27 protein-coding genes and 3 tRNA genes are annotated in these 21,662 nt (G+C 68.5%); 12 read left to right on the top strand and 18 right to left on the bottom strand.

Annotated features, from left to right (window positions below; translation table 11 throughout):
- The first annotated feature begins 2 nt into the window (after positions 1-2).
- The 5 genes from ACQPY0_RS57965 to ACQPY0_RS57945 all read left to right on the top strand — a co-directional run bounded on the left by ACQPY0_RS57965 (position 3) and on the right by ACQPY0_RS57945 (position 2,325).
- Complete coding sequence (locus tag ACQPY0_RS57965; protein WP_432982179.1) at positions 3-869, top strand: MerR family transcriptional regulator; 867 nt, start codon at positions 3-5, stop codon at positions 867-869.
- Positions 870-1,014: 145 nt separating this feature from the next.
- Positions 1,015-1,914, top strand: a complete 900-nt coding sequence (locus ACQPY0_RS57960) for a polysaccharide deacetylase family protein (protein WP_432982176.1) — start codon at positions 1,015-1,017, stop codon at positions 1,912-1,914.
- A 143-nt stretch (positions 1,915-2,057) separates the two neighbouring features.
- A tRNA-Glu gene (locus ACQPY0_RS57955) sits at positions 2,058-2,130 on the top strand.
- A 19-nt stretch (positions 2,131-2,149) separates the two neighbouring features.
- A tRNA-Asp gene (locus tag ACQPY0_RS57950) sits at positions 2,150-2,223 on the top strand.
- Between the two features lie 28 nt (positions 2,224-2,251).
- A tRNA-Phe gene (locus ACQPY0_RS57945) sits at positions 2,252-2,325 on the top strand.
- Positions 2,326-2,446: 121 nt separating this feature from the next.
- Here ACQPY0_RS57945 and ACQPY0_RS57940 read toward each other — a convergent pair.
- From ACQPY0_RS57940 to ACQPY0_RS57880, 13 genes are all read right to left on the bottom strand, one after another.
- Positions 2,447-3,685, bottom strand: coding sequence for a site-specific integrase (locus tag ACQPY0_RS57940; RefSeq protein WP_432982173.1), 1,239 nt, complete (start codon positions 3,683-3,685; stop codon positions 2,447-2,449).
- Complete coding sequence (locus ACQPY0_RS57935; RefSeq protein ID WP_432982170.1) at positions 3,682-3,885, bottom strand: helix-turn-helix domain-containing protein; 204 nt, start codon at positions 3,883-3,885, stop codon at positions 3,682-3,684. The genes ACQPY0_RS57940 and ACQPY0_RS57935 overlap by 4 nt, the downstream gene beginning before the upstream one ends.
- Positions 3,882-5,186 carry a DUF3631 domain-containing protein gene (locus ACQPY0_RS57930; RefSeq protein WP_432982167.1) on the bottom strand — a complete coding sequence of 435 codons (1,305 nt, stop codon included), beginning with the start codon at positions 5,184-5,186 and terminating at the stop codon, positions 3,882-3,884. Before ACQPY0_RS57930 ends, ACQPY0_RS57935 begins: the two co-directional genes overlap by 4 nt.
- Positions 5,183-6,070 carry a bifunctional DNA primase/polymerase gene (locus tag ACQPY0_RS57925; RefSeq protein ID WP_432995866.1) on the bottom strand — a complete coding sequence of 296 codons (888 nt, stop codon included), beginning with the start codon at positions 6,068-6,070 and terminating at the stop codon, positions 5,183-5,185. The genes ACQPY0_RS57930 and ACQPY0_RS57925 overlap by 4 nt, the downstream gene beginning before the upstream one ends.
- 167 nt (positions 6,071-6,237) lie before the next feature.
- The gene (locus tag ACQPY0_RS57920; RefSeq protein ID WP_432982164.1) at positions 6,238-6,522 is read right to left on the bottom strand and encodes a hypothetical protein; all 285 of its coding nucleotides are present in this window, start codon (positions 6,520-6,522) and stop codon (positions 6,238-6,240) included.
- Positions 6,519-6,794 carry a hypothetical protein gene (locus tag ACQPY0_RS57915; RefSeq protein ID WP_432982161.1) on the bottom strand — a complete coding sequence of 92 codons (276 nt, stop codon included), beginning with the start codon at positions 6,792-6,794 and terminating at the stop codon, positions 6,519-6,521. The genes ACQPY0_RS57920 and ACQPY0_RS57915 overlap by 4 nt, the downstream gene beginning before the upstream one ends.
- Positions 6,795-6,930: 136 nt before the next feature.
- Positions 6,931-9,093: a cell division protein FtsK gene (locus ACQPY0_RS57910; RefSeq protein ID WP_432982159.1), complete on the bottom strand. Its 2,163-nt coding sequence runs from the start codon at positions 9,091-9,093 to the stop codon at positions 6,931-6,933.
- 86 nt (positions 9,094-9,179) lie between these two features.
- A complete protein-coding gene (locus ACQPY0_RS57905) occupies positions 9,180-9,329 on the bottom strand; it encodes a hypothetical protein (protein ID WP_432982156.1) in 150 nt (49 codons plus the stop codon).
- 34 nt (positions 9,330-9,363) lie between these two features.
- On the bottom strand, positions 9,364-9,537 hold the full coding sequence (locus tag ACQPY0_RS57900; RefSeq protein ID WP_432982153.1) for a hypothetical protein: 174 nt from the start codon (positions 9,535-9,537) through the stop codon (positions 9,364-9,366).
- A 9-nt stretch (positions 9,538-9,546) separates the two neighbouring features.
- On the bottom strand, positions 9,547-9,969 hold the full coding sequence (locus ACQPY0_RS57895; RefSeq protein ID WP_432982150.1) for a transcriptional regulator: 423 nt from the start codon (positions 9,967-9,969) through the stop codon (positions 9,547-9,549).
- An 87-nt stretch (positions 9,970-10,056) separates the two neighbouring features.
- Positions 10,057-10,824 carry an ABC transporter permease gene (locus ACQPY0_RS57890; protein ID WP_432995864.1) on the bottom strand — a complete coding sequence of 256 codons (768 nt, stop codon included), beginning with the start codon at positions 10,822-10,824 and terminating at the stop codon, positions 10,057-10,059.
- A 47-nt stretch (positions 10,825-10,871) separates the two neighbouring features.
- Entirely contained in the window at positions 10,872-11,243 is a 372-nt protein-coding gene (locus ACQPY0_RS57885) for an RRQRL motif-containing zinc-binding protein (RefSeq protein ID WP_432982147.1), read from the bottom strand.
- Between the two features lie 10 nt (positions 11,244-11,253).
- Complete coding sequence (locus ACQPY0_RS57880) at positions 11,254-11,502, bottom strand: DUF6284 family protein (protein WP_432982144.1); 249 nt, start codon at positions 11,500-11,502, stop codon at positions 11,254-11,256.
- Positions 11,503-11,857: 355 nt separating this feature from the next.
- Here ACQPY0_RS57880 and ACQPY0_RS57875 point away from each other — a divergent pair, with 355 nt between their 5' ends.
- Both ACQPY0_RS57875 and ACQPY0_RS57870 read left to right on the top strand, forming a co-directional pair.
- Positions 11,858-12,724, top strand: coding sequence for a GntR family transcriptional regulator (locus ACQPY0_RS57875; RefSeq protein ID WP_432995862.1), 867 nt, complete (start codon positions 11,858-11,860; stop codon positions 12,722-12,724).
- Positions 12,721-13,386 (top strand): HAD family hydrolase, encoded by a 666-nt coding sequence (locus tag ACQPY0_RS57870; RefSeq protein ID WP_432982141.1) that lies wholly within the window; start codon positions 12,721-12,723, stop codon positions 13,384-13,386. Before ACQPY0_RS57875 ends, ACQPY0_RS57870 begins: the two co-directional genes overlap by 4 nt.
- A gap of 60 nt (positions 13,387-13,446) precedes the next feature.
- Here ACQPY0_RS57870 and ACQPY0_RS57865 read toward each other — a convergent pair whose 3' ends face one another.
- A complete protein-coding gene (locus ACQPY0_RS57865; RefSeq protein ID WP_432982138.1) occupies positions 13,447-14,205 on the bottom strand; it encodes a helix-turn-helix domain-containing protein in 759 nt (252 codons plus the stop codon).
- A 696-nt stretch (positions 14,206-14,901) separates the two neighbouring features.
- Between ACQPY0_RS57865 and ACQPY0_RS57860 the strand changes: the two genes are divergently transcribed.
- The 5 genes from ACQPY0_RS57860 (at position 14,902) to ACQPY0_RS57840 (ending at position 18,685) form a co-directional block, all read left to right on the top strand.
- Positions 14,902-15,732 carry a hypothetical protein gene (locus ACQPY0_RS57860; protein WP_432982135.1) on the top strand — a complete coding sequence of 277 codons (831 nt, stop codon included), beginning with the start codon at positions 14,902-14,904 and terminating at the stop codon, positions 15,730-15,732.
- Positions 15,733-16,300: 568 nt separating this feature from the next.
- On the top strand, positions 16,301-16,663 hold the full coding sequence (locus ACQPY0_RS57855) for a type II toxin-antitoxin system RelE/ParE family toxin (protein WP_432982132.1): 363 nt from the start codon (positions 16,301-16,303) through the stop codon (positions 16,661-16,663).
- Positions 16,663-16,980, top strand: a complete 318-nt coding sequence (locus tag ACQPY0_RS57850) for a helix-turn-helix domain-containing protein (RefSeq protein WP_432982129.1) — start codon at positions 16,663-16,665, stop codon at positions 16,978-16,980. The genes ACQPY0_RS57855 and ACQPY0_RS57850 overlap by 1 nt, the downstream gene beginning before the upstream one ends.
- Positions 16,981-17,569: 589 nt before the next feature.
- Positions 17,570-18,082 (top strand): hypothetical protein, encoded by a 513-nt coding sequence (locus tag ACQPY0_RS57845; RefSeq protein WP_432982126.1) that lies wholly within the window; start codon positions 17,570-17,572, stop codon positions 18,080-18,082.
- Between the two features lie 45 nt (positions 18,083-18,127).
- The gene (locus tag ACQPY0_RS57840; protein WP_432982123.1) at positions 18,128-18,685 is read left to right on the top strand and encodes a Uma2 family endonuclease; all 558 of its coding nucleotides are present in this window, start codon (positions 18,128-18,130) and stop codon (positions 18,683-18,685) included.
- A 275-nt stretch (positions 18,686-18,960) separates the two neighbouring features.
- On the opposite strand, the gene ACQPY0_RS57835 is transcribed toward ACQPY0_RS57840, so the two are convergent.
- The 4 genes from ACQPY0_RS57835 to ACQPY0_RS57820 are packed head-to-tail and all read right to left on the bottom strand — an operon-like array spanning position 18,961 to position 21,648.
- Positions 18,961-19,758: an ABC transporter permease gene (locus ACQPY0_RS57835; RefSeq protein WP_432982120.1), complete on the bottom strand. Its 798-nt coding sequence runs from the start codon at positions 19,756-19,758 to the stop codon at positions 18,961-18,963.
- Positions 19,755-20,675, bottom strand: coding sequence for an ABC transporter ATP-binding protein (locus ACQPY0_RS57830; RefSeq protein WP_432982117.1), 921 nt, complete (start codon positions 20,673-20,675; stop codon positions 19,755-19,757). Before ACQPY0_RS57830 ends, ACQPY0_RS57835 begins: the two co-directional genes overlap by 4 nt.
- On the bottom strand, positions 20,672-21,043 hold the full coding sequence (locus tag ACQPY0_RS57825; protein WP_432982114.1) for a hypothetical protein: 372 nt from the start codon (positions 21,041-21,043) through the stop codon (positions 20,672-20,674). The genes ACQPY0_RS57830 and ACQPY0_RS57825 overlap by 4 nt, the downstream gene beginning before the upstream one ends.
- The gene (locus ACQPY0_RS57820; protein WP_432995860.1) at positions 21,043-21,648 is read right to left on the bottom strand and encodes a helix-turn-helix domain-containing protein; all 606 of its coding nucleotides are present in this window, start codon (positions 21,646-21,648) and stop codon (positions 21,043-21,045) included. The genes ACQPY0_RS57825 and ACQPY0_RS57820 overlap by 1 nt, the downstream gene beginning before the upstream one ends.
- Positions 21,649-21,662 lie beyond the last annotated feature (14 nt).

Below are 21,662 nucleotides of genomic sequence, written 5' to 3'. Positions count from 1 at the left end.
TCATGAGCGCCGCCGCCGCGTACTCCGCCGGGGCCGTCGCCCGGCGGCTCGGGGTCGCCGTGACGACCCTGCGTACGTGGCACCAGCGCTACGGGATCGGCCCGTCGCTGCACAAGCCGGGGCATCATCGGCGATACACCGACCACGACGTCGAGCGCCTCGAGCTCATGCAGCGCCTCATCGTCGAGGGCGTGACACCCGGCGAGGCGGCCCGCTGGGCACGGCGCGGCGGTTTTGCCGAAGGGGCCGCGCTCACCGTTCCGGATGTCGTGGCGGTGCGGGGACTCAATCGCGCCGCGCTGCGCCTGGACGCCCCCGCCGTGCGCCAGTGCGTCGCGGAGGTGGTCCACGAGCGGGGGGTGGTGGCGGCCTGGGACAGTGTGCTGCGGCCCGTCCTGGCCGGGATCGGGGAGCGGCACGCCGCGACGGGCGCCCTCGTCGAGGTCGAGCACCTGGTCTCGGGCTGCATCTCGGCCGTCCTCGGCGCGGTGCCGCGCCCGCCGGCCGGCGTACCGGTGCGGATTCTGCTCTGCTGTGCCGACGACGAGCAGCACAGCCTGCCGATCGAGGCCCTGTCGGCGGCGCTCGCCGCCGAGGGGGTGCCGGCCCGCTCGCTCGGCGCCCGGGTGCCCCCGGCGGCGCTGCTGGCCGCCGTGCGCCGCACCGGCCCGGCCGCCCTGCTCGTCTGGTCGCAGATGGCCGAGACCGGTGCGCCCGTGCAGCTCGAGGCGATTGTCGCCGAGCGCGGCCGCCCGGTCGTCGTCGCCGCGGGCGGCCCGGGCTGGCATCGTCCGTCCGTACCATCGGGGATCGTCTTTCCGGATACTCTCAGTGATGCGGTAGTCGCCCTGACGTCGGTACTTACCTAGTTATCTGCGTAAAAGTCCCTTGCCTATGTACTCCCGGGTTCGTGCCATGGGCTGAACCCGGGACTACGGTTCTGGGTCTCGAATCAGTAACGTGAGCCTCCGTTGAACCTTGATCCGCCCTCAAAGACCCCTCGGAGCCCCCCTCATGACACGCGTACGACTCGCCGCGGCAGGAGCAGTGATCGGCGTGGTTCTCCTGGCCCTCGCCGGCTGCGCCTCCAGCGCCGCGTCCGGTGCCTCCTGGCACGCGTCCGGCTCCGGGTCGGCCCCGGCCGTCGGGCAGAGCGCCGGCGATCCGCTCACCCACCCGATCGCGGGCCCCGGCTCGACCGACACCGCGAAGCCCCCGGCCTCCGCCTCAGCCTCCCCCTCGGCCCCGCCATCCCCGTCGGAGTCCGCCTCGGCCTCCCCGTCGACGCCGGCGTCCAGCGCTCCGCCGAGCGACAACATCATCCGCACCACGGGCTCGTCCGGGGTCGCCCTGACCTTCGACGACGGCCCGGGCCCGGACACGCCGACGATCCTGAAGATGCTGCGTGAACAGGGCATCAAGGCCACGTTCTGTGTCATCGGCGTCAATGTTCAGGAGTACCCGCAATACGTGCAGGCCATCGTCAACGACGGCCACACCCTGTGCAACCACACCTGGAAGCACGACGAGAGCCTGGGCAAGAAGTCGGCAGACACGATCCGCGCCGACCTGCAGAAGACCAACGACGAGATCCACAAGGCCGTGCCGGACGCGCAGATCAAGTACTTCCGCCACCCGGGCGGCAACTTCACACCGGCCGCCGTGCAGATCGCCTCCGAGCTGGGCATGAAGTCCCTGGGCTGGACCGTCGACCCGTCCGACTGGAACCTCAAGAAGTGGTCCGGCCAGCAGATGACCAACCACATCTGCTCGAACGTGAGGAACAACACGAAGCCGGGCTCGATCGTCCTGTCCCACGACGGCGGCGGCGACCGCAGCGCCACGATGGCCGCGTACAAGACCCTCCTGCCGGAGCTGAAGAGCAAGTTCACGCTGATCGCAATGCCGGTCTGAGCAGGCCTGACCCCTCCGCCACGCCACTGACGGATACTCATTTGGAGAACGCGCGAGGGGTCACGTATGCTCTGAAAGCCTCCGGCGGGGCCGGATGGGAGCAACAACGCGAGACTCGCAGAGTGTGCGATGATTGCGGGGCCGCCCTCATCGTCTAGCGGCCCAGGACGCCGCCCTTTCAAGGCGGTAGCACGGGTTCGAATCCCGTTGGGGGCACGAGGTAACTGAATAGCAAGGTCCTGTGGAGCAGTTGGAGTGCTCGCCGCCCTGTCAAGGCGGAGGTCGCGGGTTCAAGTCCCGTCAGGACCGCTTGATCCACCAGTTGGTGGGTTGCTCTGGGCAGGTAGCTCAGTCGGTACGAGCGTCCGCCTGAAAAGCGGAAGGTCGGCGGTTCGACCCCGCCCCTGCCCACAAAGCTCTTCGCCGGGCTTTACAGACCCCGACCAGCGGAAACGCCGGTCGGGGTCTTTGTACGTCCGGCTCAGATTCGGTCAGTCAAGATCGTTATGTGGCAACGCTGGTGGCAACGGCCCTACTTGAGGCGCTCATCCAGCTTGCGGAGTGCCTCCCGCTTCTCATCCAAGGAAGCGTGCGCGTAGATCGTCATCGTGACGCCGATGTCCGCGTGCCCGACGATGTCCCGCACGATGTGCGGCGGCACGCCGAGGTCGAGCAGCATCGTCACGCAACTGTGCCGGAGGTCGTGGAAGCGGGTCCCCTCGGCGCCGATGGCGGACCGCAGCGGGTACCAGCTCCGGCGGAGGTTGTCCGGCTCGATTGGCGTGCCGGCCGTTGTGGTGAACACGTGGTCCGTGTCCGTCCAGTCGGTCCCCGCGTTCTCCGCCTCCAGCTTCTGACGCTCCTTGTGGGCCGTGATCGCCTCGACGCAGAGGCCGATCAGCGGGACCGTGCGGCGGGACGTCCGGGTCTTCGGCGTCACAGCCCGCAGCTCGCCGCCGACGCGTTGGAGCGTGCGCCGGACGGTGACGGCCTGGGCGTCGAGGTCGACGTCGCTCCACTGGAGGCCGAGCAGCTCGCCGCGTCGCAGCCCGAGGTAGAGCGCCAGGACGTACAGCGCGTGTAGCCGGTCGTCGTGCGCGGCCTTGAGCAGCATCCGGCCCTGCTCCACGGTGAGCCCGCGGTTCACCTCGTAGTGGGGAGCGGCGATCTGAACCAGCTTGGCAACGTTGCGCTGGAGCAGCTCCTCACGGACGGCCGCTTGCAAGGCGTTGCGCAGGACCGCGTGTACCTGCTGGACCAGCCGCGCCGACGGAACGGACCGGCAGCACTCCCCCACGGCGCAGCACTTCCGGTCGCCCTCGGGCCGCCGGGTGTCGGTGCCGTGCAGGCAGCACAGGCACCCGTTCTCGAACCGCTTGATGAACGCGCGGACGTCGACCGCCGAGAGCCTGTTCAGGCGCTTCTTGCCGAGCGCCGGGATGAGGTGCACCCGGACGACCACCTCGTAGCCCTGGGCGGTCTTGGGCTTCCGGCTGGGGGTCACGACGTGCTCGATCCAGTAGCTCAGGAAGCGCTCGACGGTCCACCCGGTCGCCTCGGCGGGAACGCCCTGGTGCGAGCGCGCCTGGATGGCGACCAGCTTCTCGTTGACCTCCGCCTCGGACTTGCCGTACAGCCGCTGCCGCTTGAAGGTCCCATCCGCTTGCAGGACGTAGGCGGCGCCGACCCACCGGCCGTCTTTCTGCTGGTAGACGGAGCCCTGCCCGTTGGCGCGGCGGCTGCGCGGGCGGCGCTTGTTGGGTGTCGTCACTGAGTGCTCTCCTCGATCAGCAGGGCGATCACTTCATCGATGGCCTCACGGGGCACCCGGCGACTCGCACCGATCTTCACGGTGCGCAGGCGGCGGGAGCGGATGAGGTCGTACACAGCGGCGCGGCCGATGTTGAGCAGTCGGGCCGCGTCCTCGACGCGCAGAAGTCGGACTTGATCTGAGCCGACGGCGATGCTCAAGCGGCACCGCCACGGCGCCGACGCCCCGGGGTATCCGTACCATCCGTACCAAGCTCGTTTTTGCTGCTCAGGGCCGGTACGGATTGGTTGGCCGGTACGCTTTGATCCGTACCAGGGACGCGTTGCGGTACGGATCGATCCGTACCAGGGAGGGCATCCGTACCAGGGCTGACCTGGGAAAACGACGTTGGTACGTTTGGTACGGGTGCCTCCTGCGTGGGTGCCGGGCAGTACCGCTGCCACGCGTCAGTGAATGCGTCGCGGATGTACCCCTTGGCCTGCCCGACGGGGAAGCGGATGGTGCCGGAACTGATGCCGAACTCCCGCAGCATGTCGCCGAGGCGCTTGCCGGTCAGTCCGGCCGGGCCGAACCCCTGCCATGGCCCCTCGGGGTCGTCGTTGAGGGCGGCGAGCAGGTCGGCGGTCGTGGCGGCGGGCGGGTCGCCGAGGGTGGTGAACGCGGCGCGGATGTCGGTCAGGAGCCGGATGCGGTTGGACACCTGCCCGGTGTCCTCGGCCTCGGCGGTGAGGACGGTCGCGGCGGCCCGGCCGCGTGCCGGCCACTCGCCACCGGCGAGGTCGGCGACCGCGATGAGCGGCTCCCACGTGTCGGCGGCGCGGTCCTCCAGAGGCATCGCAGGCTCTGCGCGCTCCAGCTCGGCGAGGTGGCTGCGCAGCCAGTGCGTCAGCTCGATGGCGACCTTGCGCAGCACCGGCCCGTCCCGGCGGTGCCGGTACGGCGCGACCGTCTCGCCCGCCATGCGGCGGCGCATCCGCACGACCACGGCGCGGTCCTCGATGGTGTCGGGCATGGCGCCGATCCCGGCGAGCGCGGCCATGGCGAACGTGGGGATCTTCTCCAGCCGGTGGAGGTTGTTGTCCCAGCGGATCGCGGGCCGGTTGCGCTGGTGTCCGGCGTTGAGCAGCCCTCGGAGATCCTCGTTGGCCTCGGCGTTCTTCCCGCCGAAGATGGTGTCCGCCTCGTCGACGAGCAGTGTCGGCGGCTCGTCGGTGCCGATGGCCCGGTACACGGCAGCCGGTGACGCGTTCACGGTGATGAGCGGGTTGCAGCTCGTGCCCTCGACCACGTCGAGGAGCCGGGACTTGCCGCAGCGCTTCTCCGGCGCGCGTATGACCAGCCGGGGCGCGTGTGCCCATGCCTGCTGGACGTGGGTTGCGGCGATCCACAGGACCACGGCGTCAACAGCCTCGGGTGAGGGCAGCACGACGTAGCGGGTGATGGTGGCGTGCAGGCGGTCGAGGATCGCGGCGCCGTCGGGTGCTTCGGTTGTGGGGTTCATGCTGCGATCCCTTTCGTGGCAACGTGTTCGTCGCGGAACCCGCCCGCGATGGCGGCGCGTGTCTCGCGTTCGGTCTGCCCTGCGGCGTATCCGGCGTCGGTGAGGGCGGCCAGGGCGTCGGCCTCGGTGAGCGCTCCGGCGGCGACCATCCGGGCGACGCCCCGGGCGGCGCCGTAGAGGGTGGTGCGGCGTTTGCCCTTCGGCGCCTTGGCGACCGCGTCGAGGTGCGACCGGAGCAGCGCTTCGGGCGATGAGATGCCCCCGCCGCTGCGCATCTGCGCGGGGCTGGTCGGGGCGGCGGTCGGGGGCGCATCGTTCTGCCGGCACGCCTCGATCAGCGCGGGGGGCATCTCAACCAGGGACCGGCCACCGGTCCATCGGTACGGACGGCCGGTGCGCGGGTGGATCGATGGCGGCGCCACGACGTACCCACCGTCGCCGCGTACGTCCACGCCGTCGGCAACGCGTCCCTGACTGCACAGGACGGCCGTTCCGGGGTGGCGGTAGTACAGGTGCCATCCGTCGCTTCCTGTGGTGACACAGGCCGTTTCAGGCATGCGCGCGGGATCGACGTGGCCGCCGTGTGCGGGGTCGATGTCGATGACGACCGTGCCGGACGGCGCCCCGGTGCGGATGGCGAGCATGCCGCCCGGGTTGGCGGTGACCATTGCGGTGACGCGGTCGGTGTCGGTGGTCGCGGCGTAGAAGCCGTGGCAGGTGAGGCAGTCGCAGGCGGCCGGGTCGTGGTCGCTGCCCGCGTCCCGGCAGGGGTCGCAGTTGGCGAGAGGGCGCTTGGTGCGGCCGAGCAGGAAGACCGGCCAGCCGTGCTGCGCGTAGCGGATCGCGTTGCGCAGCAACGCTTGTGAGGCAGGGCGAAGCTCCACATCTGCTCCTTCAGGGATCGAAGGGGAAGTCGGTTCGGGGAGCCCGGCGAGCGCGGCCGGGGTGTGTTCCGGACAGCGCTCGCCGGGCAGGTACAGGCGGACGGCGTCGGCGACGCCGCAGCGCTGGTCGGCGGCGACCCAGAACCCGCACCGGCCGGTCGCGGTCGTCACGCGGCCCGCCGGACGGGGCGGACGCTGGCGCGGGTGGCGCGGGCGATGACGGTGTCTAGGTCGCGGGCGAGGCTGAGCAGCTGCGCGCGGGCGACCGGTTCGGCGGCGGCGAGAGCCACGGTGAGGGTGACCTCGGCGTGTTCCCGGCCGTCGGCGGCGCGTACGCGGGTGAGCAGCGCGCGGCCGAGGCCGGGAACGTCGACGGCGAGGGGGTCGGCGCGGTGTTCGCCGAGGTTGCAGCGGTGCCCTCGGGCGCACCAGTCGGGGTGCCTGCGTTTCATCGGTTGGTGTCCTTGCTGCGTACGGTGCGGAGGTAGTTGATGGCGCGGCGGCCGGGGCGCAGTTGGCGGCCGGTGCCGTCGCAGCGGCGGCAGATGCCGAACGCGCGGCCGATCAGGGCGCGGCGTTTGCCGGTGCCGGAGCAGCGGCGGCAGGCGACGAACGGCCAGAGCCAGCACGCGGCGAGGTAACCGAGCGTCACGACGGTCAGGGCGAGGAGCAGCAGGCCGGTTGCGGCGGCGTTGTCGGTAGCGGTAGCGGCGAGCGTGGGCATGAAGATGCCTCCAGGGCCGGTTTTGGGTGCAAGGGGTCGCTGGCGCTACCCGCTACCTCGGTGGGTAGCGGCTGGCCAGGTTGGTAGCGGGGTGGGTAGCGGCGGCGCTACCGGGTAGCAGCGCCGCCGCTACCGGTCAGGCCGACTTGCGGCGGTCGATCGCACCGTCTACATCGGACACGCGGGCACCCTTGAGGACTTCACCGCGGACCTTGACGTTCACGCTCGGTACACGGTCGCGGAGCTGTGCGGAGATCGCGTCGGGGGTGATGTCGGCGTAGTGCTCCGGCAGGGCGTCGGCGAGGCGGGCGGCGATGGTGGCCCAGTGCAGGCCCTTCTCTCCGGCGAGGAACACCGACCGGACGTCGGCGAGGGTGTCGCGCAGGTCGCGGGTGATGGTCTCGCCGATCGCCGCGCCAGACAGGGTGCCGGCGGCCTGCCGGTGCTTCCGCGCGGCGGTGAGGATCACCTCGGCGTCGGCGTGGTCGGCGAGGTACGTCCGCACCGTGGGGGTGTCGTCGCTGGCGCCGTACAGGTAGCCGACGCCGCGATAGTCCATGCCGTTGGGCAGGGCGGACGCGTCGTAGCCTTCGCTGTACGCCTCACCGCCGAGGATCGCCTCAGAGACGAGCCGGTTGCCGCACTTGAGCGCGAACCGCACGGCGTGGTTGTCGCGGTACCGGTTGAACAGGCGACCGACGTCACCGGCACCGATCCCCGACGGCTTCTGGCTGGAGGACAGCAGGATCACCCCGGCGGACGGGCCGACGGCCATGATGTAGGACAGGAGCGCGGCGATCTCCTTGTTCTGCTCCTGGCTGTCCAGCTCGTAGTAGACCTGGAACTCCTCCATCACCAGCAGCCACACCGCGAGCTGCGGGTACTTCCGCGACAACTCCCGCGTGATCTTCCCTTCCGGGCACTCCGCGGTGGACAGCGTGGACAGGAAGTCGTTGACCTCCAGGATGTGCGCCTTGACCTCCCGCAGCACTTCTAGGAGGTGCTCGACGGGGTCGGTGTCGCGGTTGTTCGGTACGGGTCCGAACACCATCCGGTGCGCGATCAGGCGGAACTTGTCCCAGTCCGGCGACATCTTGCCGTCCACGACGATGACCCGCACGTACGGGTCCAGCGCCGCGTAGAGCGCCAGGAGACGGGTGGCGAACGTCTTGCCCTTACGGGGCTGCGCACCCACCAGGAGGCTGTTCCACATCATCTGCACGGTGACCTTCCGGCCACGCTCGTCCAGGCCGAACGGTGCCGGGGTCCAGATGTCGCGGGGCTTGCCGTCCAGCAGCGGCGTTTTGCCGGCGGGGATGGCGAGGGGGTCGCGGTCGGCGACGAACAGCAGGTGCCGACGGTGCGAGGTGGCGTCCTTGGTGAGGAACACCTGGTTGACGGAGACGTCGAGGCCGGACGCGATGGCGCCTTTGGCGTTGAGGACGTCCTCCCACGTCTTGCCGTACGGCAGGTCGATGACCACCTGCGACCCGGTGCCGGTCGCGTCGCGGGACATCGTGGACCCGAACTTGACCTGCTGGTCTGTCTTCTCCGGGTGGCCGAGCCGCGCGGCGTAGTAGGCGCGCAGGATGATGTCCGGGTTGACCCTGCGGTAGCGGCCCTCGACCACGGCGGGGGTGAGGATCGGCCGGTCGGCGGGGCGGCCGAGGCGGGCGAGGCCGGGGACGATGACGGCCAGGGCGAGGCCGACGCCCCACCAGGGGGTGAGGGTGTAGGCGATCGGGCCGCCGATGGCGAGCGCGCCGAGCTCGGCGAGCAGGACGACGCCGCGCCACGCGCGGGTGGCTTTGACCTCGCGGTGCAGCTTGTACCAGGTGGCCGGGTCGTTGGCGTCGGCGGCGGCCTGCCGGAGTCCGTACTGCTCCGACAGCCACCACCAGCGCAACTGGCGGCCGACCAGCCGGAACACCCCGACGCTGGCCCAGAACACGGCCTGTGTGGCGTACCACGGGGAGCGGAGGGCGTGGTATCCGGCGCGGTGGCCGACGTCCTCGGCGATGTCGCGGAGGGTGGCCTTGATGTTCTGCCAGCCGTTCCAGCGGGCGGGGACGATCGGCCGGCGGCCCTTGCGGTCGGCCGGGGGCGGGTCGACCAGGGCGCCGCCGGGGGTCGGCTCGTCGTCAAGGGCGACGTCGAAGTGCCCGTCGGCGGCGGCCTTGGCGCGCTTGGTGCGGGCGGCGCCGAGGTCGACCACGTCGGCGACGTCGGCCACCTCGGACTCGTACTTGGACCAGTCGAACCCGTTCGGGTGGTCGCGGTCCGGGTCGTTGCTCGTCATGCTGGAGGTCTCCTGACTCCTTGTGGAGGGATGGGGACCGGTGCGCGGCCGGGGTTCCTAGGCCGCTGGGCCGCGCACCGGGCGGGTTAGCTGTTGAGGGCTGCGAGGAACGCCAGGACGCCCCGGGCAACGGTCGTGACCGCGTGGGCGGAACCGGCGGGGTTGGTGATGACGAAGTACGCGGCCAACAGGCCCAGGCCGAGGCTCAGCGCCTTGTTCTTCAGCGATCCGGGCATGGTGTCTCTCCTGTGGATGCGTCGGGATGGGTGGCTAGAACGGGGATCGGGGCAGCGGGTCGCCGTTGACCAGCGCCGCAAGGCTGTGGGTGAGGTGTTCGGCGATGTACTGCCGGTCGGCGCAGTCGTTGTCGAGGTGGTTGTCACCCCATGTGGCCAGCTCGGACAGCACGCGGAGCAGCGCTTGCAGCTCGGTTTCGGCGTCCATGTCGGCGCCTCAGGCGGCGATGAGCAGCGCGGACACGAACAGCCAGCCGATGTGCCAGGACTGGTCGAGGGCGTACAGCCCGCCGCCGCGCTCCAGCCACGCCGGGGACTTCTTGAGCGCGTCGGCCATGCGGCGCAGCGGCGCGCGCCGGTCGGCGATGTGGTGGCTGACGGCCGAGACGGTGAGCCCGGCGGCGGTCCACCCGAGGTGCAGCGCGGCGCCGGTGACGGCGAGCATCGCGACCAGGGCGACGACGGCGGTCGCGGTGTAGGTGGCGATGTGCGCGGCGCAGGCGAGATGCCCCCGCCACCCGGCGTCGGCCTTGTGGTCGGCCTGGTGTTGCGTCTGGATCCAGTGGTCGGCGACCTGGTGAGCGGCGTACAGGGCGACGAAGACAGCGGCGAGTGTGCCGGCATCGGTCGGGTTGGTCATGAGGCGGGTCTCCTGACTCCTTGTGGAGGGACGGGGACCGGTGCGCGGCCGGGGTTCCTAGGCCGCTGGGCCGCGCACCGGGCGGAGCTAGTCGCGGTTGGCGTGGATGAGGTGCGCGAGCGCGGCACCCATGCCGAGCACGGCGACCGGCAGACAGGCAACCGCCGTGGTGATCCACCACGGCGCCGAGGTGACCCCGGCCGCGGTGAGCAGGTGGTAGGCGACCTGTCCGGCGGCGCCGAAGATGAGCGACCCGATCGCGGACCAGCGGGCGAACCGGCGCACCGACGCGCCGTAGGCGCTGGACAGCCACACCGCCAGGGCGTACGCGGCGTACGTCTCGACGCCGATCGGGAGCGTGATCGCGGTGTTGATGCTGAAGCTGTCGGCGATGCCGGGCAGCGGGTGGATGACGCCGAACCCGGTCAGCTCGCCGAGGCCGACCCACCCGGACCAGATGGCCACGAACGCGGGCAGGGCCAGGACCCAGACGGGCCAGGAGCGCGGCTTGCGCCGGGCGGGCGCCTCGGTGGGCGGCGCGGCCGGTGCGGGCGGCGCGGTGATGTTGGTGCCCGGGTGTCCGTCACCCGTGGCCTGCGGCGGCGCCTCGATCACCTCGGCGACCGGCTCGACGTCGACCGGCGCGGCAGGCTCGGGGGCGTCGGTGTCCGGCTCCAGGTCCGGCACGACGTGCAGCGTGCGCGGCGGGGGCATCTCGGCGGGCTCGGTGCGCTCATCGGTGAGCGCATCGCGGACGGCGTTGGCCTTCGGCGCGCCGATGCGGAACTCCTTCATCAGCGCGTTCCGCGAGGGGATCTCGCCGAGCCGGTCGGCGAGCTTGCGGGCGTCGGGCATTAGCGCCTCGATCGGGGCGGGGTAGGCGCTGGAGGCGGTTGCGGTGGTCACGGGTTCTCCTCGGGGTAGGCGCAGGTGAGGCACTCGCCGAGCGAGCGCGGGATGTAGTACGGCCGCACTTCACGGCAGGTCGAACAGGTCCGGCGGGCCAGCAGCGCCCGGCCGATCGCGCGTCGCTGCGCGGCGGTCGCGGGCCGGTGCGGCTTGGCCAGGTCGAGGCGGTAGAGCAGGGCGACGCGCTCGCCGCCGACACCGCGCCACAGAATCTGCCCGGCCACCGGCTGACCGCCGGGCCGCAGGCCACGAGCGCGAAGCTGTCGACGGGTCGCGTAGCCGTCGGACGCGCCCTGCCACCACCAGGTCGGCAGGCCGTACCGCTCGCCCTCGGGATCGAGGTAGCGAGCGCGGATGCGGCTCACGGCCAGGCCCTCACGCCGCCCGCAGCCGCCGCGCGGCGGACCGCTCGGTGGGGCGCAAGGTGTGCAGCTTGACCAGCTCGCGCATGACGAGCCGCTCGGCGCGGCGCATGCGCTGCCAGTCCAGCGCGGTCGGTTCGGGGTCGGCCAACAGGATGCGGATCTCCGCGTCGAGCAACTTCATCTCTGCCTCGATCAGCGGCATCTCCGCCTCGATCGCGGCCAGGTCGGCGGGGGACGGGTCGTCACGGTCGTTGTTCACGGTCTCTCCTGTGAGATCGAGAAGGACTGCCCGGCCGGGGTGTCCGACCGGGCAGAAAGCGTTGTGTGGAGCCCGTTTCAGCACGGGCGGACGCGCATGCAAGGGCCGAATGCCTTGCGCGGCAACCTTTTCCGGTATCCCGAGGGAGGCGCAGCCCGATTCAGTTCTCAACAAACCCGCACATACGGCGATCCGCAGGCGCGCAGCGACAAGCCACCATTCCCACGAACTCCGTCTTGCTTGTCGTTCCTGGCTAGCCAGGTTCGATGCATTGACGGTAGGCCGACATGGCTAGTCAGGTCAAGAGATGTCGACGAACTTCCCTAACTTGGCTAGTCAGCGGTACTGTTCAGCGGTGACCGCGAACCTTGACTTCCTCGGTGACCTCGACCCCGATGACCCTCGACAGGCCTCGCAGCAGATCGCGAACGTGCTGCGGGCCGCGATCCTGACCAGGAAACTCGCACCAGGCGACAAGCTGCCGTCTCAACCGGAGCTGGCCAGCCGGTACGGCGTCGCACGCGAGACGGTGAAGCGTGCGCTGGAGACGCTCCGGGCGGAACGCCTCATCGTCAGCCGACAGGGCAGCGGCGCGTTCGTCCGCGCCCAGACCCAACGACCGGTCGAACTCCGCCCGCTGATCGAAGCGGCGTTCGAACACGCGCACGTTGCGATCGACTTCGCAGGTTTCTCCGGAGAGACCCTGCGGGACGCGCTCGCCGAGGCGCTCGACATGGTTCGCGCAGGTCGCAGCGCCCCCGAGTCAATCGCGATCCGGGCCATGCTGTCGGACATGTCGGTGCCGATGGCCCTGCCGGCACTCGCCGCAACCGGCGCCGACGACGCGGCGGTCCGGCGGCGCGCCGACCGCATCACCCGGCGATCCGCCGACGGCATCATCGACCAGGTCCACGAGCTGGCGGACCTCGGCCTCGTGAAGTCGGCGACCGTACAGGTCCGCGTGCACGGCCTCGCGCCGACGTTCAAGCTCTACATGTTGAACAACCGTGAGGCGTTCTTCGGCTACTACCCGGTGGTGCCCCGTGAGGTCACGATCGGCGGCGAGCAGGTCGAGATCTTCGACCTCATGGGCCGCGACGCGACACTCTTCCACTATGCGGTCGACGACGACGACGCGTCGCACGGCACGCAGTTCGTGGAGTCCTCGCGCCTGTGGTTCGACTCGGTGTGGAACAGCGTCGCCCGGGAGTACCAGCAGTGACCGCCGCCGACCTGATCGGACGCGGCCCGCTCCTGCTCGACTTCGACGGACCGATCTGCAGCATCTTCGCGGGCTACCCCGCACCGGACGTCGCTCGGCACCTCGTCGGCGTCCTCCACGCTGAAGGCGTCGACCCGCCCGCAGCGGTCGTCGTGGAAACCGATCCGCTGGAGGTACTTCGATGGACCGGCAAGGCATGTCCGCAAGCCCTTGTCGTCACTGTTGAAGATGCCCTGTGCGTGGCCGAGGTCCGCGCCGCCGCGACCGCCTCGCCGACGCCATACGGACACGAGGTAATCCAGACCGCATGGCGAGCAGGCGTCCCGATAGCAATCGTGAGCAACAACTCCCAAGGCGCAATTGAGGCATACTTGAGAGCGCACAACCTGTTTGGCTGCGTTCGCGCGGTGATCGGGCGACCATACGCAAAACCAGAATTGATGAAGCCCCATCCGTCACCAGTTTTACTGGCTGCGAGAAGCCTGATGGCCGACGTAGAGGATTGCGTGCTAATTGGAGATTCGCTATCCGACATTGAGGGCGCTCGTGCGGCCGGAGCACACGTGATCGGCTACGCTAACAGGGAATGGAAAGTCGATGCATTCCATTCGGCGGACTCCGTCATTACATCAATGGTCGAGCTGATCGCCCTTCGCGACTGAAGCGCACCAAAGAAGCGCTGCCTGATTGACAGCACCCAGCGCCTGGGCCTACAGGTCGAGTTAATCCTCATCTACATCGATGTCGACGGGAAGGCGTGGCGGCTGATACCCGCGACTCCTCATATCTTGCCTATGGACACGCAGCGCTTCCGCCGCTTTGGCCAGGTCTCTGGCCACCCGGTCGGTGATGCGGCGCGTTTCCCTCTCATCGGGCATGCGCTCCGAGGGCTCCGCAAGTCGGCGTAGCTCGTTCATCGTGTCGTCACGAGTGAAGCGGTACCGGTTCACAAGAGAATCATGGCGACGATACACCTGAACAACTAGGTGCGCCTTCTCCCACTCAATGAGCGGTTCCGTAACGCCACCCTCATCAACACTTCCACCGAGGAGTGGCCCGGTCGGACGCTTGGATGCCGCAAACCATCGAAATGCACTCCAAGTTGGAGCTTCATATCCTGGAACCACCTCCACCCGCTCTTGTCGGCCAAGTGGATATACGAGAAGGATCGGCGGAATGTTGAGCGCCATTGCCAAAATGAGCAGTTCATGCACCATGACGGCGCTCCGTCGCCCACTCTCGATATTTGCAATGATGTTGCGCGGTACGCGGTACCCCAACTCGGCAGAGCGGTCAGACAGCTGCTGAGCACTCAAACCACGATCGGTTCGCCAGAATTTGATCTGATCGGCGATGGTAGTCGTGACGTGGTGCCCCCAATCGGCAGCGTCCGCACCGTCGTCGCGGTGCCGTCCGCTCCTGGTAAGCAACGCGTAACTGTCTGTATCGGAACTTGCGACCCAGTCGCCGGGATGTGTCACAGCTACACAATACCCGAGGCTCAGCCTGTCGTCGTGTAGAAAAAGTGCCAGCAGGGGGGATCGAGTGCTGCTACGACACGACTCTTGGTCACGTTGGGTTGCGGCCGACGAGCCGGTGTGACAGCATCAAACCTGAGTCGCATTGACGTAACTACAGTGCTGTAAGTCGGATGGATAAACGTGATCCTGCGACCTACAGGGGGACCACCGTCTCGCGCGCCGAGGCCGACGCAAACCGCGTCCGGCTGCGGCACCCGCTGAAGCCTCGCCCGTGCGGTAGCAAGTATGTCGTTAGGTGGCCAGCAGCATTCGCAGTGCGGCTGACCACCGTCAACAACCAAGCTCCACCGGGTCATGTTGACGGCGTTACCGGGGGAGCCGATGATCGCCTAAGTACCCTCAGGCGACGCGTGCATAACCTCTTGGCCACGGCTGCAAGGACGCTGCCGAGGGGGGTGCGTGCGTGCGGCTACCGTACAGCAGCATCGCAACCCTGCCTAGCTGGTCGGAAGCAGGGGTCATGGTGCACGGTCGCTGCGCTGCCTGCGGCGCGGGGCAGCGAGGAGATGATGTGGCTGGATGCCACGAGCGGGGCAGCAGTCCCCTCACAAGTAAGTGCGGCGGTCGGCAAGGTGTGGAACGGCGCGCGACCCGCGAGGTTGCGACGCTGCAGACGATCTGTTGCGGCGGCCGGCAGTGACAATTGCGGTATCTCTCAAGGTCAACGATGGCGTCGTGCTTGCTGCCGACAGCGCCAGCACGCTGGCCGGCATTGACGCCAACGGCCAGGTCGTTGTCTTCAACGTGTACAAGAGCGCAAACAAGATCTTCAACCTGTACAAAGGGTTGCCGATCGGTGTTGTGACCTGGGGAACTGGCGCGTTCGGCAACGCGTCCATCGAACGTCTGGTGAAGGACTTCCGTCAAGAGCTCAAGGCGAAGCTTGACCCTGAGAAGTACGCCTTGGAGGACGTGGCGAGCGAGTTCCGGCGGTTCATGTACGAAGACAACTTCCTGCCTGCCTTCGGCGGCTCCACCTCGAAGGGTGACGAGCTCCGGACGGGGTTCATCCTTGCCGGATACTCCTCGGGAGGCCAGATGGCCGAGGAGTATCAGATCGACATGACCCCCAAAGAGTGCGACAAGCCGCAATTGGTGCGACCTGTCGACGACAGTGGGATCGCGTGGAACGGCCAGCCCGAGGCCATCACACGGCTGCTCAAGGGGTTCGGCTCGGGGCTCGGCCCAACCCTAGCGAAGCTCGGCATGGCGCCGGACGAAGTGCAGCCTGCCGTGGCGGCACTGCAGGAGCACCTTCAAGCCCCACTGGTGCAGCCTGGCATGCCCTTTCAGGACGCTATCGACCTCGCCACGTTCCTTGTGGACACAACAGTGAATTTTGTCCGTTTCAGCCCTGGAGCGGATACCGTAGGTGGACCGGTAGACGTCGCGGGCATCACGAAGCACGAAGGCTTCAAGTGGATCAAGCGGAAGCACTATTATCGGCGTGACCTCAATCCCGACTAGAGAGGCCAACCGCATGCAGCACTCCATCAACACCTCCAAGGCAGGGACCGGCGGACGTGCTGCGGGTCAAACTCGCGTGGGTTCAGGAACGATCTCAGCGAAGTCGGTCCGATCGAAGTCACCACAAGACGACGCTCAGCCCTTCAAGGGAGTCAAGCTTCGGCTGGACCAGAAGCCATCGCGCTGAGCGTGACAGTTCACCCGATGGGGCGGCCGGATCGGCCGCCCCATCGGTGTCTACGCCACTGCAACAGGTGTCGCCGGTGTGGCAACGCATGTGGCAACGGGCGCGGACGCAGAGGAGCAGGGCGGACCTCCCGGACACAGTTGGCCAGGTAGCGACGGACCCGTACCGCAGCGTCGCTCTACCTGAAAAGCGGAAGGTCGGCGGTTCGACCCCGCCCCTGCCCACAAAGCTCTTCGCCGGGCTTTACAGACCCCGACCAGCGGAAACGCGGTCGGGGTCTTTGTCTGTGCGCCCACCCGCCACCTCGCTCATCCGTGTAGCAACGAGGGCCTACCAGGCGGCGGACGGTCACAGCGGTATAGTGTTCGCTAGACTTACTCCGTGACCACACCGGAGTGGGACATCTACGTCGTGGACGAAGTCAGCGAGTGGATTGACGCACTGGACGATGCGACTCACGAGCGGGTCGTGCAGGCACTCGACGCCTTGGCCGAGGGAGGCCCGAGCCTCGGTCGGCCTCTCGTTGACCGCATCGCCCACTCGACAATCGCCAACCTCAAGGAACTTCGTCCCGGCACCGTGCGCATCCTGTTCGTCTTTGATCCATGGCGCTCCAGCATCTTGCTCGTTGCCGGTGACAAGGCCGGACAGTGGACCAGCTGGTATGAGGAAGCCATCCCGCTTGCCGAGCAACGCTACGAGACCTACTTGAAAGAACGGGCGCAGGAGGAAGGCGACCAGTGATGAGCAGCTACGTGCGCTGGAGTGACATTCGGGCCGAGCACGTCGAGCGTGCAGGCGGCGAGGAAGCGGTCGCAGCCGGCAAGCAGCAACTCCTCGCTGAAGTTCTCGGCCATCGGCTGGCTGAGGTTCGCAAGCAGCGTGGCCTAACCCAGCAGGAGGTCGCTGACCGCATGGGTGTCACCAAAGGCCGCGTGTCCCAGATCGAACAGGGCCAGGTATCGGGCCAGGACGTGGTCGCTCGGTTCGCAGCGGCGCTTGGTGGGCGCCTCCATCAGGCGATCTACTTCGACGATGGCGATATCGCCGCTATCGCCTGACGGCATCCGAATGTAGCAACGGCCCCATACAACCGGACTCACCGCCAACTCGCTCTGGACTCAAACCCAACGCACCAACCGCGCCATCTCCCGCCTGCGTTGATCTGAAAAGCGGAAGGTCGGCGGTTCGACCCCGCCCCTGCCCACAAAGCTCTTCGCCGGGCTTCACAGACCCCGACCAGCGGAAACGCGGTCGGGGTTTTCTGTTTTCTCGGGTACCGCGAAGATCATCATGTAGCAACGGCCAGATATCTGCACGGCGGACGGTCGACTTTGTTGGCGGCCGATGGCGTCGTGGCGCGTGTCTGTCGAACCGCGTCCGCGTCCTCTCTGTGGAGTTCGACGGCGTGCAAGAACTCCGGTCGCAGATTTATTAGCTGGCCGCGGTCATCGCGACATGGTCGCCTGGCTCAGCGTGGGTCACCGACGAGATGCCCACCGCTGGCGCCTGCTCACACGTCGGGCCGGTGATCGCATGTGGGCCGCGCCGCAGGCGTGCTTGACGGCTCGCGGGCATGCACGCGTTGGCCAGCAACGATCGGATCTCGATCTGGCAGTGTGGTTGATCCGGACTCGTACCGTGGCTCATGTGCTGCACCGTCCGCGTACTGCTGTCACCAAGTCTGCTGTGATCTTGGGGCTGTACGTTGTTGCGGCGCTGGGGGCCGCCGCGATGCCGTTTGCTCGACTGCCGGGCGAATGGCCGACGATTGCGGTGGCGGCGCTCCTGGTGGCCGCGTTCGTCGTGGGCCAGCAACTTGTCCGGTACAACTTCTGGCTCCAGTTAGGTGGCCTGCTCGCCGGCGCTGCGTTCGTGTTCTGTACCGGGTACCACTATGTCCTGAAGGACGATCAGGAGCGTCCGATACGGGGGCATCTATCGGATAGCGTTCCAGAGTTCGACATCGGCGAAAGGGTGACCGTTGTTGTGGAACGTCACAACTGGGTTGACCCGCAGACGCCCAGCGAGGTCGGGGATGCGCGTTCTCTGCGGATCGCGGCTCTGATCGGCCTGGCCCTCACCATGGTCCTGTCCGTACTTGGGCCGGCCTCGTCGACAGCGGACGGTCGTCGACGCGTCTGGTCAGGCCTGTCATCGTGAGACACTGGTGGCAGCCGCACAGCGTCCCGGGAGGTGGTCCAGATCATGAGCGTGGCAACGATGGAGCACGCGGGACCCTGGAACGAGGAGGACTACCTCGCGCTAGGCGAAACGCCGAACCGGATCGAGCTGATCGATGGGAGCCTGCTGGTGAGTCCCGCGCCGAGTTCGCGCCACCAGCGTCTCTCGCGCCGCATCGCTAACCAGTTGGACGCACCTGCGTCGGCCGCCGGCCTACTCGTCTACGAAGCGGTGAATGTTCGGCTGCATACCGACCGCCTCGTCATCCCCGACCTCGCGGTGGTGGACACGACCGACGACTTTTTGGTTGTCGACGCGGCGCAAGTCACCCTCGTCGGGGAGATCGTCTCACCCGGCAACGCGGCTGCGGATCGCGTGATGAAGATGCACTTCTACGCTGCCGCACGTATCGAGTGGTACCTCCTCGTCGAGCCGGAATCACCCGACTCGCTCACCCTCCGGCTCAACCGGCTCGATGGCACCCACTACGTCGAAGATTCGGTCGCCAAGTCCGGCGAGAGCCTGAGCGCCGATCACCCGTTCCCGTTCCAGCTCGACACTCGTACGTTGCTCGTGCCGTAGGCGGCCATCCCGGCCTTGGCCGTGTAGCAATGGCGCCGTACAACGCCGACCACCAGCAACTGGGTCCGTACCGTCCGCCGGGTCAGGGCTCCCTACGAGCGGGACTGCTCAGATCTGAAAAGCGGAAGGTCGGCGGTTCGACCCGCCCCTGCCCATCGGCTAGGAGACTGGTATTAAACGCGTCGATCACGAGACGTGATCGACAAAACACGGCTGCGGTCCTTGGGACGAAGCCGACTACCTTTGCCGCCTGATTCCATGGTTGTCCCCCTTGGTCAGGTGATGTCGCGGCGCATGGGAAGGACGACGGCGACGCTGGCGGCGGCGAGTGCATATGCCAGGAGCAGGAGAGCGCCAGCGGCCGGCGGTAGCAGTTGGACGGCGCTGCTGCCGAGTTCTTGCGTCATGGCGTCGGCGAGGTAGGTGAAGTCGGTGAGGGAGGCGGTGGCGCCCCCGGGCAGGACCGGGTAGAGCCGATTGACGCCCGGGATCATCATGAGCAGCGTTTCACCCATGTAGAGATAGCCGATCACCACGGCCAGTGCGGCGATCTGGTTGCGCACCAACGCGCCTACGCCCACCCCGATCAGCAGGTATACGACCATGGCGAGTCCGATGCGGGCAAGCAGCGCCACGATGGTGCCGGCCGGCAGGCCTAGCGGGACCCCGCGGGCGGCGGCGACCGTGAACAGGGCCGCGGCGCCTGTGCCGGCGAGGATGAGCCCGTACGCCAGTCCTGCGACGCCGTACGTGGCGAGCTTGGCGGCCAGTACCTGCCAACGGCGGGGCGTGAAGAGAAACGTGACCGCGGCGGTGCGGTGTCGGTACTCGGACGTGACGGCGACGGTGCCGACGGCAGCCGGCACGAACGCGGTGTAGCCGAGAACCCCCAGGATCGAGCGGATACCGGTTTCGGTATCCAGTCCCGGCACGGGCGGGTCGAAGTTCTCCGGCCCGACCAGCGCCATCGCGCCCATCAGGCCGCCACCGAGCAGCACGGCGGCGAACAGCAGCCCGCTCCACATGCGGGTGGCGAGCAGCCGGCGGAATTCCGCTTTGATCAGGCGATTCATCGGGCGGCCGCCTTGTCCGTGGTCAGGTGGAGGAAAAGTTGCTCGAGGCTGGGAGTCTCGGCGACCAGCTCGTATACCCGCAGCCGGTGCGCGGCGGCGAAGTCCGCGATGTCCGGCGCGTCGAGCCCGCGCACCCGCAGCCGGCCGGCTCCGGCGGCCTCGACGCGTGAGACGGCGCCGGCCGCCGGGTTGGCTGCGAGGGCGGCGGCCAGCCGGTCGGCGTCGGGCGAGCGGACCAGTACCGCTGGTGGTCCGGCGAGTTGGGACCAGGGTCCGGCGGCGACGAGTTGGCCGCGGCGGATCACCACCACGTCGTCGACGAGCTGCTGGATCTCGCTGAGCACGTGGCTGGAGATCAGAATCGTGCGCCCCTCGTCGGCCAGCCGGCGCAGGAAACCGCGTAGCCACAGCATGCCTTCCGGGTCCAGGCCGTTGCCCGGCTCGTCCAGCAGCAGCACGCGGGGGTCGCCGAGCAGCGCGGTGGCGAGATTGAGCCGCTGCCGCATGCCGGTGGAGAACCCGCGGGTGCGGCGGTCGGCGGCCTCGGCGAGGCCCAGCAGGTCCAGCAGGTCGGAGACCCGCCGGTCCGGATAGCCCCCCATCGCGGCATAGACGCGCAGATGGTCGCGGGCGGTGTGGCCAGGGTAGAACGCACTCGCGTCGAACACCGCGCCGACGGCGTCCGACGGGCGGGGCAGCCGATGGTACGGCCGGCCGCCGATCGTGGCGGTGCCGGCGGTGGGCGTGACCAGGCCGGTCAGCATGCGCATCGTGGTGGTCTTGCCGGCACCGTTCGGACCGAGGAACCCGGTGACCAGACCCGGTTCTACGGTGAAGGTCAACTCGTGGACGGCGGTGACCTCGCCGTACCGTTTGGTCAGGTTGGAGACCTCGATCGCGAGGCGGTCGCCGCTCATCGGCGGGCCGCCATCGCACGCCCGATCGTGTCCGCGATGCCGGACGCCGCCGGGCTGGAGAGCACGACCTCGTCGAATTCGCCGCCGGCGAGCGCACGGTCAAGGACCAGATGCAGCCCGGGCCCACCTCGGCGTGCCGCCACCAGCTGCCGAGGTCCGCCGAACAAGCCCCAGACACCGATCTTGACGACCCCGGACACCGCGATCCCACGCCTGGCGCCGCGTGCCAGGCGTAGCGGGTCGGCCACGAGCGACCCGTGCCGTACCGCAGCGACCGGCATCGTCAGCCGCTCCCGCCCGGTCCAGAACCGCTCCCATCCGGTGAATCGGATGTCGACCAGCTTGCCGACGACCGTGACAGTTGCCATCAGGCACTCCCTTTCCTCGTGGTGGAGCGTTCTTCCCGTTCAGGGTTCGGTTGCGTGGTGTCGGTGGCCGGCGGCTGGTCGGCGGGCATCAGGATGGTGGCCAGCAGGCGCGGGACCCGCCCGTCGCCCGGCTGGTTGTTCAGCAACGGACCGATGACCTGGTTGAGGTCGGCGGCGAGGGCGGCCAGCTCCGCGTCGGTCAGGTGGAGCACAAGCTGGTGGTAGCCGACTCCGTCGGCGGTGAAGTCGATCCGCTCCCGGCTCAGATAGCGGGAGAACTCCGACAGCAGACTCGACACGAACGCCGTGAAGTAGCGGGCATGGTCGTCGAGCGTCGCCGAGGCCAGGGCCGCGGCGTCCAGGGGCGCGCCATCGGCGGGCAGCGCGTACACCCGCTCGACCGCGCCCCGAACCTTGCGCTCCTCCACCACCTCGATCAGGCCGCTCTTGACCAGCGTGGCCAGGTGCCGGTACAGCGTGGCGTGCGGGATGTCCGGAAGCCGTGTCACGAGGTCGTGCGTGGTCAGGCGTGCCCCGGCGACGGCCCGCAGGATCCGGATGCGTACCGGATGCAGCGCCAACATGGCCCAACGCTCACTCGACATCTCCACGGCACAAC

This window comes from Dactylosporangium sp. CA-233914, assembly GCF_050942935.1.
Taxonomy (GTDB): Bacteria; Actinomycetota; Actinomycetes; order Mycobacteriales; family Micromonosporaceae; genus Dactylosporangium.
This window is presented reverse-complemented; position numbering and strand designations above follow the sequence as displayed.